This is a genomic window from Actinoplanes sp. NPDC051346, from assembly GCF_040682215.1.
Taxonomy (GTDB): Bacteria; Actinomycetota; Actinomycetes; order Mycobacteriales; family Micromonosporaceae; genus Actinoplanes.
Genome location: NZ_JBFBAJ010000008.1, coordinates 250,006 through 262,222, shown reverse-complemented (window position 1 = coordinate 262,222; position 12,217 = coordinate 250,006). Strand labels below are relative to the sequence as shown.

Sequence of the window (12,217 nt, the reverse complement as noted above, 5' to 3'; positions counted from 1 at the left end):
GGCCAGGAAGAGCGAAGCCAGGCACGCCGGAGCCGGACGTCACGGGCGCCGGGCGAAGACGTGGAGCTGGGCGGCGATGTCGCGGAACGGCGGCCGGACGGACAGCGCCAACTCCAGGTCGAGCATGGCCTGCGGGTCCGCCTCCACCACCGCGGCGGGCAGGAGGTCCGCGAGGACCCGTACCCCCCGGGTCTCTTCGACCGTGAGCCCCGCCTCCGTGAGCAGTGCCTCGGCGGTCTCCGCGGCGTAGCGTCGGCGCAGTGTGTCGCGTCCGCCGGCGCGGCCGTCGGGGTCGTCGAGCAGCGCGGACGCCGCGTCCAGGTGACCGTTGAAGGCCCGGCCGAGCACGGCGGCGGCCCGCCCGGCGACCAGCAGGCTGACCGCTCCCCCGGGCCGCAGTGCCGCCGCGACGGCGGCGACCACGTCCGCCGGGTCGTCGACGACCTCGAGCACGGCGTGGCACAGGATCAGGTCGACGCTGCCGGGGGCGACCAGGCCGGCGAGCGCGTCACCGTCGCCCTGGACGGCGTGGACCCGGTCGGCGACGCCCGCGTCGGCGGCGCGGCGGGTGAGGGCGGCGAGCGCGTCCGGGCTGGCGTCGACGACCGTGACGCGGTGCCCGGCCTCGGCCAGCGGCACGGCGAAGCCGCCCGTCCCGCCGCCGACGTCCACCACGGTCAACTCTCGCCCGGCGTGACGCTCGAGCTCGCGACTGAGCACGGCCCAGACGGCGGCCGTGCGCGGGGTGACGGGCGGTCGGGGGGTACGCGTCGGTGCGGTGTCCACATGCGCAGCGTATCGGCCGTGGGCACGCGCGGGAGACCACGCCGTGCCCGCCACCGGCGGTGACACCCGATCAGCCGATCACCTACGGCTGGTTCAGAAGCCGGCTGGTTCAGAAGGCCAGGACGATTCCGGTCGCGCGATGCATCTCGCAGGGATTGCCGTATTGCTTCTTCCAGTTGACCTTCCTGCCCTGCCACCGACCGGTGATCTCGGCGGTGATCGGCGCGTACTCCATCGTGCACATGCCCGCGGTGGGCTTGAGCTTCGCCGGTTTGCCGTCGGCCTTGGCCAGCGCCGCGCACGCCTTGCCCTTCTTCGGGTGCGGACCACCCGCCGGGTCGCAGCGCAGCACGACCGCGGCCGCGAAACCCGCGTCGGCCATGTAGCTGAGCGTCAACTCGGTCTTCTTTTTCGGCACCGCCGCGGAAACCGGACCGGCCGTGGCGAGGCCGACGAGAACCAGGACGGCGGACAGGCCGATGGTTCGGATCATGATGTCGCTCCCCCGTCGTGCGTTTCCGTGCGCATCCGGTGTACGCCCCGAAAGGTGCCGTACACGCAGAACGGAAATATAGTGTCCGTTCAGCGGAAGTCGCGGGACGCGGGCGTAACCGGCGGGGTGAGCGCGTCGAGCCGGTCCGCGACCAGGTTCAGCACCCCCTCCGCCTTCTCGAGCCGCCCCCGCACCACTAGCGCCGTGCTCGTCCGCGCCACCCGGCGATAGCGCTGCCACAGCCCCGGCGAGCAGGTGACGTTGAGCATTCCCGTCTCGTCCTCGAGGTTGACGAAGGTGACCCCGCCCGCGGTCGCCGGCCGCTGCCGGTGGGTGACGATGCCGCCGACCCGGATCCGGGTGCCGGCCTCGACCCGGCCGAGCTTCGCGATCGGCAGCGCGCCTCGGCGGGTCAGCTCCTCGCGGAGGAACTGCGCCGGGTGCGAGTCCGGGGACAGCCCCGTCGCCCACACGTCGGCGACCAGCTTGTCCACATCGCCCATGCCGGGCAGCGTGGGCGCGTCGGTGCCGGTGACCGTGCCGGGAAGGCGGTCCGGCCGGTCCTGCGCGGCGGCCCCCGCCGCCCACAGCGCCTCCCGGCGCGAGAGGCCGAAACCCGCGAAGGCGTCGGCGGTGGCGAGTGCCTCGAGCTGGGCGGTCCCGCATCCGGTCCGGCGGGCGAGATCCGCCAGATCACGGTACGGGCCCCGCGCGGCGCGCTCCTCCTCGACGGCCTTCGCCAGCTCTTCGCCGAACGTACGGACGCTCGACAGCCCCATCCGCACGGCGGGCCCGCCCAGCCCCCACGCGTGCGGCGGTTCCCCGGGCGCCGAGCCCCACCGGGTGGCAGCCGTCGACTCCAGCGTCGCGGCGGCGCCGCTGAGGTTGATGTCCGGCCGGCGAACCTCGACCCCGTGGCGGCGGGCGTCGTCCACCAGCGACTGCGGCGAGTAGAAGCCCATCGGCTGGGCGTTGAGCAGGGCCGCGCAGAAGGCGGCCGGGTGATAGCGCTTCAGCCACGCGCTCGCGTACACAAGAAAGGCGAAGCTCATCGCATGGCTCTCCGGGAAGCCGTAGCTGGCGAACGCGGACAGCTTCAGGAACAGGTCGTCGGCGAGGTCGCCGGTGATCTCTCGCGCCGCCATCCCCTCGTACAGTCGCTTCTTGATCTTCTCCATCTTCTCGGCCGACCGTTTGGAGCCCATCGCCCGGCGCAACTGGTCGGCCTCGGCCGGGTCGAATCCCGCGACGTCGATGGCGAGCTGCATGAGCTGTTCCTGGAACAGCGGCACACCGAGGGTCTTGGCGAGGGCGTTGGCCATGAGCGGATGCGGCACCGAGGGTTCCTCGAGCCCGTTTTTTCGTCTGATGTAGGGATGCACCGAGCCGCCCTGGATGGGCCCCGGACGGATCAGGGCCACCTCGACCACCAGATCGTAGAATTTGTCCGGCTTGAGCCGGGGCAGGGTGGCCATCTGCGCCCGGCTCTCCACCTGGAAAACCCCGACAGAATCGGCCCTGCGCAACATCGCGTAGATCTCGGGATCGTCGAGACGCATGGCGCCGAGATCCAGATCGGACTCGATCATGTCGTACGCATAGTGCAGAGCCGACAGCATCCCCAGGCCGAGCAGGTCGAACTTGACCAAATCGACCGCCGCGCAGTCGTCCTTGTCCCACTGCAACACCGTGCGCCCCGGCATCCGCCCCCACTCCACCGGGCACACCTCGATGATCGGCCGGTCGCAGATCACCATGCCGCCGGAATGGATGCCCAGATGCCGGGGAAAACTCTGCACCTCGTTCGCGAACGCGACCACCTGCTCCGGGATGTCGTCCACGTCGACGGCCGCCACGCTGCCCCACCGGTCGATCTGCTTGCTCCACGCGTCCTGCTGCCCGGGCGAAAATCCAAAAGCCTTGGCCATGTCGCGTACGGCCGAACGCGGGCGATACGAGATCACGTTCGCGACCTGCGCGGTGTGCTCCCGGCCGTGCTTGCCGTACACGTACTGGATCACCTCCTCGCGCCGGTCCGACTCGATGTCCACGTCGATGTCCGGTGGGCCGTCCCGCTCCGGCGCCAGGAACCGCTCGAAGAGCAGGTCGTACTCGACCGCGTCCACATTGGTGATCCGCAGCGCGTAACAGACCGCGGAGTTCGCGGCCGAGCCCCGCCCCTGGCAGTAGATGTTCTGCTCGCGGCAGAACCGCACGATGTCGTAGACCACCAGGAAATACCCGGGAAAGTCCAGCTCCTCGATCATCCGCAGCTCGTGCTCGAGCTGCGCGTACGCCCTCGGATGCGCCTGCGGCGGCCCGTACCGTTCCCGGGCGCCGCGCATGGTCAGCTCCCGCAGCCAGCTCATCTCGGTGTGTCCCGGCTCCGGAATCGGAAAGTCCGGCAGCCGCGGCGCGACCAGCTGCAGATCGAAGGCGAGATCGTCACCGAACATCGCGGCGTTCTCCACCGCGCCCGGGTACGCCGCGAACCGCTTGGCCATCTCGGCGCCGCCCCGCAGATGGGCGGCCCCGGCCGCGGGCAACCAGCCGTCGATCTCGTCGAGACTGCGCCGGGCCCGAACGGCGGCCAGCGCGGTGGCCAGCCGACGCCGACCCGGGGTCGCGTAGTGCACGTTGTTGGTCGCGACCGCTTCCAGCCCGCGGCTCTTCGCCAGGTCGTACAGCACGTCGTTACGGTCGCCGTCGTACGGATCGCCGTGGTCGGTCAACTCGACGGCCACGTTGCCCCGGCCGAAGAGGTCGACCAGCCGGTCCAACTCGCGCTCCGCGCCCCGCACCCCCTCGGCGGCGAGCGCCCTCGGCACGCTGCCCTTGCGGCATCCGGTCAACACCAGCACGTGGTCGCGCAGCACCTCGGCGATCTGTTCCAGGTCCCCGTACGCCGGCTTGCCCTTTTCCTCGCCGTCGAGCTGGCCACGGGAGATCGTCCGGGCGAGGCGGGCGTAACCCTCCGGGCCGTGCGCGAGGGCGAGCAGATGCCGGCCCTCCGGGTCGGCCTCGCCGTTCTGCGGTTTCGACAGGTCGAGAGAGAGCTCGGCACCGAAGATCGTGGGCAGGCCGAGCTCCCGGGCGGCCTGCGAAAACCGCACCACGCCGTAGAAGCCGTCGTGGTCGGTGACGGCCAGCCCGGTAAGCCCCAGCCGCGCCGCCTCCTCGGCAAGCTCCTCCGGATGACTGGCGCCGTCCAGGAAGCTGAAGTTGGTGTGGCAGTGCAGTTCGGCGTACCGGTCCTCGGAGACGGTGCGGATCAGGGCGGGCGCCTGGTACGGCTGCCGCTTGCGGCTCCACGCCGGCGAGTCACCGCCGTCACCATCGACGGCGAGCGGATCGACGACGTGCAGGTGCCGCTCGCCACGATCCCCTTCGCCGCCCGCCCTACCGCCGCCGCCCTTACTGCCGCCGCCCTTGTCGCCGCCTTTGCTGCCGCTGCCCTTACTGCCGCTGCCCTTACTGCCGCTGCCCTTGTCGCCGCTGCCCTTGTCGCCGCCTTTGCTGCCGCTGCCCTTGTCGTCGCCGCCCTTGCTGCTGCCGCCCTTGTCGCCGTCGCCCTTGTCGCCGCGGCCCTTCTTGCTGCGGCGCCCGGAGAGGACGCTCTCCAGCTCGCCCCACGATTTGCGGGGATTGTGGAAACTCACCGTGCGCCCCTAGTCATAGATCGCCTCGATCGCCCAGTGCCCCGAGGCCAGGGACAGCAGGAACGCCCGCCCGTCCGCGACGACCACCTGAAAGCGGGCCCGGCGGCGGGCCTCGGCCGGCGCCCACCACCGCTCGTCCACCGGCCACGGCCCGACCCACCCGACGATCTCGGCAGGCTCGTCGCCGATCACCAACACGGCCGGGCTGCCGCTCAGCTCGAGCCGGGCGCTGACCCCGACCGGCGAACCGGCCTCGTCCACCACAACCACGGGCGCGGGCAACGGCAGGACCAGCGCGGGTGAGGGGGCAGGAAGACGGCCCGGCCAGGGCGGGCGCTTGTCCTTCCCGTCCTCTTTCCCCGGCTGGGGCTGGGAGATCTCCCCCCTGGCGGGGACGACCTCGCTTCCGGGCGGGGCGTCTATCGCGATCACCACGGGGTCTTGCATCGACACCGGCGGCGCGGCAGGCGCGGCCGGCCGGGTCGGCTCGCGCTCGTCGCCCCACGGCACGAACCGCACCTGGTCGTCGGCGGAGCGGCCCCCGCCGGTCACCGCGGTGAGCACCGACTCCGGGCCGAGCAGCCCCTGAATCCGGCTCAGCGCGCGGTGCGCCCGCTCCCGTTCCGCGCCTGTCTCGCCCCACAGGCCGGGCTGAAGTCCAAGATGGACGAGCACGCCGTCGGGCACCAGCCGCAGCCGGACCAGGCCGGCGGTCGGCCGGGCGGGCGCGCCGCGGCGGGCACCGGTCAGCCAGCCGTCGAGCTGCCAGCGCACCCGTTCGGCGATGGCCGCGGCGGTGAGCATCCCGTCGTGGCGCCACACCCGGTGCAGTTCCTGGCCGTCGGCGGTGACCGCCTCGATGCCCAGCCGGGTGCAGGCCAGACCGTGCGCGGCAAGCCGTTCGTGCAGCCGCTCGGCCAGGGCCCGCCCGGCGAACGCGGCAACGTCGACCCGTTCGAGCGGCTCATCGTAGGTGCCGGACACGTCAAGGTCGGGCGGCGGCTCACGGACGGCAAGCGGCCGATGGTCAAGCCCTGCGGCAAGCCGATGCGCGAGCGCCCCATCGAACCCGAACCGCGTCAGCACGTCAGAGCCGGGCAGCGCGGCGAAGTCACCCAGCGTCGTCACCCCGAGCCGGCGCAACAGATCAACCAACCCGGGCCGCTCCAGCGCCTCGACACTCACGGAGGCAAGAAACTCCCGGGTACGCCCGGCAGCAATGATCCGCCCGTCCCGAGCCGCCAACCCGGCCGCGAACACCCCGTCGGCAATGCCCACCTGCCCCTCCACGGCGCAGGCCTGCGCGACCTGCTCGACGATCCGCTCGGCGGCCCGCTCCTCACCCCCGAAGTAACGCGAAGGCCCCCGGGCCGCCAACGCACAGGCACCGGGCCGCACCACCTCCACCCCGACGGCAACCTCCTCGACGGCGGCCACCACGGGCTCAAAGGCCCGCGCGTCCCGCCCCGCGTCATACTCGACAACAACAAGCTGAGGACAACGCCCCTGAGCCTCCCGCCGCCGCAACCCCCGCCGCACCCCCTCCGCCCGAGCCGCCTCGGAACAGGCCACAACCCGATTAGCCCGCACCACAACAACCGCCCCAACAGCAGAAACCCCCTCCACAATCTCAGCGGCGATGACCGGCCAGTCCGGACACCAGAGCAGCAGGGTGCGAGGCCCGGAAGCGGCACTCACGAAGACTCCACGATGGACAACCCGGCCGCCCCGGCCCTGGACAGCACAAACCCAGCCGCCCCCGACCTGAGAGCCCCCACCTCCGGAGCCTCCAACCCGGCCACCCCGGTCCCGGGAGCCCCCGCCCCGAACAGCCCAGACCCAGACGCCCCCGACGCGGGCGAGACAGACATGGGTGAGGCAGACAGGGGTGAGGCAGACATGGGTGAGGCAGCCACCGGCGAGACGGAGGTAGGCGGCACGGCGGTGCCTGGCATCCACATGGTGAGTTCCTTGGGCCGCGCGGCAGCCCCCCGCCCCCGGGCGATCACGGTGACCTCCCGTCGCCGCAACCGTCCCCGCCCGGCGCCGAGCCCTTCCCACCGGCCCCGAGTGACCTGCAGGGTGACGTCGGCCCCGTCCCACCGCCCATACGGCACGAGCACACACCCCCGCTGCCGCGCCCGAGCGACGAGCCGGCTGGCGACGGAGACGGAGACGAACCCGGGAACGGCGACGACCACGACATCGACCCCGTCGATGAGCGCGGCGACCACGGTGGGCCACTCGGGACCGGGATTCGGCACCAGAGCCAACCGATCAAGAGCAATCCCACTCTCGGCAGCAGCGAGCACACCAAGCGCGGGTACGCCGACCACGGCACACCACGATCCAGCATGAGAGGCGGCAGCGAGCAGGGCCAGTAGAAGAGAGGTACTCCCACTCCCGCCCCGCACGGCGCCGTCCCGCCAACGACCGGCATCGCCAACACCAGCACCCGCCACCCCGACACCGACACCAGCACCAGCACCAGCACCAGCACCAGCACCAGCACCAGCACCAGCACCAGCGATGCTCCCCGCCCCGACAATGCTCCCCGCCCCAGCGATGCTCCCCGCCCCAGCGATGCTCCCCGCCCCAGCCGTCCCTGCCGCGGCCACTTCCGGCTCCCCGGAGGCACCGACGCCTGTGGCGATACCCGCCCCACCCTTAGCTGTCCCCGCACCCCTGCCCACGGCGGATCCCACGCCGGCATCGGGGGCCCCCACGCCGGCATCGGCGGACGCAGTCCGGCGAGGGCTGGACCGAAGATCTGAGGTGTCGCGAGCGGCCCGCGAGGTCCGCCCCGGCCCGGTCGTCACCGGAGCATCGCGGCGATCCGCGTCGCGTCTCCAGCCATGCCCCGGCCTGGGTGGGGAGCCGGGGTCGGAAGAAAGTCCGATCGCGACGGTGCTGCCCCGACGCAGCCCCCGCCCCGGCAGCAGGCCTCCCAACTCGGGAAGCACCGGCAGCATCCGGTGCAGCCCGCTCTCGACGACCTCCCCGGCGGGCCGCACCAGTTCAGCCAGAGCCGCAGCCCCACCGATCATGCGCCCGGCCATCGTCTCGCCCCGCTATACACATTCACCAAAGATCAGAAGTCGACCGGCCAACAAGCCGGTCCAGCGAACAATCCAGTCCGGCCAACAAGCTGGTCCAGACAACAAGCCGTCCCAGCGAACAAGCCGGTCAGCCAGCAAGCCGGCCCAGCCAGCGACCAGAGAGGCCAGTAAGTCGGTCCAGCCATTCGCCTCCAGCCTCCAGCCGCCAGCCACCGGCCACCGGCCACCGGCCACCGGCCACCGGCCACCGGCGACCGGCGACCGGCGACCGGCGGCCGCCCCAGCCCTGACCGGATCGTCTCGGCGCGGTAGTGCGATGGCTCCGACTCGGAAAGCTGAGGCCAGCGCCAATCTCACAGGCGCCCGCATGATGGGCGCGCTCGCCGGCTCCCGAGCAAGCGCCAACCCAAGCACCCACCAGCCCCGAGCAAACGCCCGCCCCAAGCACCCACCGGCCCCCAGCAAGCGCCGGCCTATGCACTCACCAGCTCCTCAGCAAGCGCCAGCCCAAGCACCCCAGCCCCTCAGCAAGCGCCCGCCCCGAGCAAGCGCCCGACCCAAGCAAGCGCCCGCCCCAAGCAAGCACCCGCCCTAAGCACCCCCCGGCCCCAAGCACCCCAGCCCCTCAGCAAGCGCCCGCCCCGAGCAAGCGCCCGACCCAAGCAACCCCCGCTCCGAGCAAGCGCCGGCCCCAAGCTCCTAGGCGAGCGAGCATTGGGCTCCGACTGCGCACCGGATTTGGGTAGTGAGCAACGGCCCTGGGTGGGCAACGGCTTCCCAGCGCCCGGGTGAGCACTGGTTCCTCGGGGTGGCGACTGGGCTGGTGGGGCGCTAGGCGGCTTCGAGGGTGGGTTGGAAGGCCAGGCCGAGAGCTGACTGCACCAGGGAAACGAATGTCTCCGCGGCTCTCAGCAGGTCGTCCGCCTCGCGGCTGGTTACCACGCGGGGGATGCCGGCCTCGGCCGCGGCTCGTTTGGCGGCGCCCAGGGCGAAGTAGTTGGCCCAGTCGCCGAATTCGGGGGCGACCAGAACCAGGAGCGACCAGACGCTGGTCACGCGGTTGCGGCGGGTGGGGGCGGCCGGTCTGGCGCGGGCGGCTAGGACCGCGGCGGCGGCTCGGAGGGCGGCTAGGTGGGCCGCCGCGTAACGCAGGCCGTCGGGGCTGGTGCGGGCTGCTTCGACCAGGCCTTGGCGGGCGATCGCGAGCAGTTGGGCCGGGGTGCGGTGGGGCAGGAGGTTGGCGGGGACCGTCGGGGCCGACTGCGCACCGGCTGTGGGAGCGTGCGCCAGGCCGTATGTTCGCGGCGTGGGTGCACCCGCCGGTCCGCGCTGGGGCGAGCCGGCCGCGTCGGCCTGCCCGCGCTCGGGCGAGCCGGCCGCGTCGGCCAGCTCCGGCTGATCGGCGCTCGAGAAAGCGGTCGCCGGGACGCCGAGATCCGAACGAGGAGCCGGGACGCCGAGATCCGAGCGAGAAGGAACCGGGACGCCGAGATCCGAGCGAGGACGGCCCGGGACGCCGAGATCCGGGAAAGTGGAATCCCGGAGGCCGGGATTTCGGAGGCGGGGATTTCGCAGGTCGGAGCCCGGGAGGGCGGAGTCCCACAAGCGGGGGTCCGAAAAGTCGGAACCCGCGAAGTCAGGGCCTGACAAGCCGGGACTCGAGAGGTCGGCATCCGACAGGTCGGGATCCGGGCGGCTTGGTGGCGGGGCGGGTGGGCTCAGGCCCGGTGCCGGGTTGCTCACCATGGGGTTTCTCCTCGCGTGTATCGCATCCGACGTGCTGGTCGAACCGGGTCGCTGCGGAGGAAGGCACAGCGGGGTGTGGCTGCCGGCCGGGTGTGAAGCTTCCCCACACCACACCCGGCCGGACTTCGCCGGCGGGGTCCGTCGTCCGCCGCCCGGGGGTCGAGGGCGGCGGACGACGGTCCTGCCTTGTGCAGGCCCGGACCCGCGAATGCCCGGACCTTGCGTGCGGCGCTTCGCGGGCGCCACCCCGGGGGCCACGCCGCGAAACACGGCCTCCCGATCAGTCAGCCGACGCCCGATGACTCGGAATGACCGTTCCCGAGCCGGCCGGTCGGCGGGGTGCCTGCCTGGAGGGCAGTCACCTCGGCGGTGTGGCCGGTGGGAACAACCGTTCGAGTTAATCGAACACTCGTTCTAACTACTGGAGAGAGTAACACTCCCCTCCGACAAAAAAGCAACGCCGAGGGGTGACACGGGAACCACATCCAACGGTCCGCTGGACGCACAAGGGAGGTCGCAACAGATCGGGTGCCGAGCTGCGCCGAGCACCGGGCGAAAAGACCAGCCGAGGACCAGGCCAGGCGGCAAGTCCACGCGAGGCGGCGAGAAGGAGGTGAGGCGGCGAGAAGAAGGTGAGGCGGCGAGGAGAAGGTGAGGCGCCAAAGAGGGGGTGAGGCGCCAAAGAGGGGGTGGGCACCCAAGACGGGGCGGGCACCCCAGGGACGAGGGTGGGGAGCCCCAGCAACGAGGTAGGGCGCCAAGAGACGAGGTGAGGCGCCCAAGGGACGAGGTGAGGCGCCCAAGGGACGAGGTGAGGCGCCGAGGAGGGGGCGAGGCGCGGGTCAGTGGGTCAGGTTGAGGACGGTGACATAGCCGTCGGTGCTTCCGCCCGCGACATAGACGTCCCGGCCGTCCGGGCTGGTGGCGACGGCTCCGGCGGAGCTCAGGCCCAGGCCGGCGGTGCACCCGTCCCCGGCGAGACCTCCCACACAGCCACTCGTGCCGGTCAGCTGGGTCAGAACACCGGTGTTGTTGTTGTGGCGGAAGACCGCGACGGCGTTGCTCCCCTGGGCGGACACGAAGGCGAACAGACCGTCGGGGCTGAAATCGATGCCGGTCGGGCCCGAGATCGCCCTGGCGGCACTGCATCCGGTCAGCACGGTGCCGCTGTTCACGCAGGCGTTGGGAGCGGCCACCGGGGTCAGGACACCGGTGCTGGCGTTACGGGTGAAGGCGGCGACGGCGTTGCTGGTGTTGCCGAGGGCGTACACGGTGGCGCCGTCGGGTGCGATACCTACGTGGTACACGTTGGAGAGGCCTCGAGCGGCGGTGCATTCCGTGACGACGGTGCTGGTGGTGTTGTAGAAACACTTGTTCGGGCTGGCCGGCTGCGCAAGCACGCCCGTAGCCATGTCGCGCTGGAAGATCGCGATGGCGTTGCTGCTGTAGCCCGCCACGTACACGCTGGCGCCGTCCGGGGACACGCGCAGGTAGTACGGCTTGAGCATCCCGCGCACGTCCGTCGTGCAGCCGATGGAGTTGTTGTTGCCGTTGGCGAAGCAGCCGGAGATGCCGCTCGCCTGGGTGAGTGCGCCCGTGGTCGCGTTGCGCGTGAATACGGCGAGCGCGTTGGATCCGTAGCCGGTGACATACACGTACGCACCGTCGGGGCTGACGACGATGCCGTTGGCACCTTTGATGCCCCTGGCCGAGGTCGAGGCGCAGCCGGCGGGGGCAGAGACACTGCCGTCGTAGAGGCAGCGCAGCAGCGTCAACGCGCCGGTGGTGGAGTTGCGGGAGAAGCTGACGACCGTAGAGCTGCTGTACGCGGCCACGTACACGTGTTTGCCGTCCGGGCTGATGGCCAGGTCCCAGACCTCATCCATGATGGTGGACCCGATGGTGGTGCAGCCCGCCAGGCCGGCGGTGCTGGTGACACACGCGTTCGGGCTCGCCAGGCGAGTCAGTGCGCCGGTCGTGGCGTTGCGGGAGAATTCGGCCACGACGGAGTTGGTCGCCGAGCCGGTGTAGACGTGTTTGCCGTCGGGGCTGACCACGACGCTCACGCCCTTCGCGATGCCGGGGACGGTCGTGCAGCCGCCACCGATGTCGCTGAAGCACGGCGCGGTCTGGGTGAGCCCGAAGGTGGCGCGGGCGGTGAACGAGGACGCGGGGCCCGTGGTCAGCGCGGTGAACGCGGCCGAGCTGGCCGGCATCAGCGCGGGGGCGGCCAGGCACAGGAGCGCGAGCACGGCGACGACGGGCCGCACGAAGCGGCCGCGCGTCGTGCGGGCGTGCCGTCCAGCCATCACCAATCCTCCCTTCGATACGTCGGCATCGGCATGCCGGACTCAAGGCCTTTCCGGCGGGAACACGTCACCCCGCGGGCCTCGGAGATCGACGCGCCCGAGCGGTGACGTTGATTCCGGGGCGTGCGGGTTGCCAGGATGCATACGGGTACGGCACCCGCACCC

The 12,217-nt window shown here is 71.7% G+C and carries 7 protein-coding genes; all 7 read right to left on the bottom strand.

Features of this window, described 5'->3' with window-relative positions:
- Nucleotides 1-39: 39 nt before the first annotated feature.
- The gene (locus AB0M36_RS21665) at nucleotides 40-786 is read right to left on the bottom strand and encodes a methyltransferase domain-containing protein (RefSeq protein ID WP_364160151.1); all 747 of its coding nucleotides are present in this window, start codon (nucleotides 784-786) and stop codon (nucleotides 40-42) included.
- 109 nt (nucleotides 787-895) lie between these two features.
- Nucleotides 896-1,279, bottom strand: coding sequence for an SSI family serine proteinase inhibitor (locus AB0M36_RS21660; RefSeq protein WP_364160149.1), 384 nt, complete (start codon nucleotides 1,277-1,279; stop codon nucleotides 896-898).
- Nucleotides 1,280-1,368: 89 nt separating this feature from the next.
- Nucleotides 1,369-4,644, bottom strand: coding sequence for an error-prone DNA polymerase (locus tag AB0M36_RS21655; RefSeq protein WP_364160417.1), 3,276 nt, complete (start codon nucleotides 4,642-4,644; stop codon nucleotides 1,369-1,371).
- A 303-nt stretch (nucleotides 4,645-4,947) separates the two neighbouring features.
- Nucleotides 4,948-6,636, bottom strand: coding sequence for a DNA polymerase Y family protein (locus tag AB0M36_RS21650; RefSeq protein WP_364160147.1), 1,689 nt, complete (start codon nucleotides 6,634-6,636; stop codon nucleotides 4,948-4,950).
- Nucleotides 6,633-7,505 carry a hypothetical protein gene (locus AB0M36_RS21645; protein ID WP_364160415.1) on the bottom strand — a complete coding sequence of 291 codons (873 nt, stop codon included), beginning with the start codon at nucleotides 7,503-7,505 and terminating at the stop codon, nucleotides 6,633-6,635. Before AB0M36_RS21645 ends, AB0M36_RS21650 begins: the two co-directional genes overlap by 4 nt.
- Before the next feature lie 1,323 nt (nucleotides 7,506-8,828).
- Nucleotides 8,829-9,287, bottom strand: coding sequence for an SAV_6107 family HEPN domain-containing protein (locus AB0M36_RS21640; protein WP_364160413.1), 459 nt, complete (start codon nucleotides 9,285-9,287; stop codon nucleotides 8,829-8,831).
- A 1,298-nt stretch (nucleotides 9,288-10,585) separates the two neighbouring features.
- Nucleotides 10,586-12,052 (bottom strand): beta-propeller fold lactonase family protein, encoded by a 1,467-nt coding sequence (locus AB0M36_RS21635; protein WP_364160145.1) that lies wholly within the window; start codon nucleotides 12,050-12,052, stop codon nucleotides 10,586-10,588.
- Nucleotides 12,053-12,217: the final 165 nt, after the last annotated feature.